We start from the raw sequence: 507 nt of genomic DNA, 5'->3' as shown, positions 1-507 counted from the left end.
CGGCGCGGCCACACGACGATTGCCGATCACATGCCGAGCGCGCACCGTCGCTATGGCAAGTGGACGCCGGGAGGAATGATCGCGGCCGGCGAGAAGATCGGTCCCTCCACCGCCGCCTTCTTTCAAGCCGTCATCGCTGCCCGGCCTCATCCCGAGCAAGGCTTTCGCACCTGCCTCGGCATTCTGTCGCTGGCCAGGAGCTACGACAAAGCGCGCGTCGATGCAGCCTGCCAACGCGCCATCCTCATCAAGGCACGCTCCGTCGCCTCGATCCGTTCGATTCTCAAGAACGGCCTTGATCGCGCTTTCCTCGACGAGACGCCCGATCACCAACCCCTGCGCCACGGCAACATCCGCGGTCAGGGCTATTTCCACTGAACCAGGGAGATCTCAATGCTCACGCATCCCACCAATGAACGGCTGATCGCACTCGGCTTGACCGGAATGGCCAAAGCCTTCGAGGAACAGCGACGATCGCCGGATCTCGATGCCCTGTCGTTCGAGGAG

General features: G+C 63.1%; 1 pseudogene. It reads left to right on the top strand.

Annotated features, from left to right (window positions below):
- A pseudogene (locus VQ045_RS21925) lies at positions 1 to 378 on the top strand (IS21 family transposase); the annotation flags it as partial.
- Between the last annotated feature and the right edge of the window lie 129 nt (positions 379 to 507).

Source organism: Aurantimonas sp. E1-2-R+4, from assembly GCF_036549515.1.
Taxonomy (GTDB): domain Bacteria; phylum Pseudomonadota; class Alphaproteobacteria; order Rhizobiales; family Rhizobiaceae; genus Aurantimonas; species Aurantimonas coralicida_A.
Note: the sequence above shows the minus strand (reverse complement) of the source record. Positions and strands in the feature narration are given on the sequence as shown.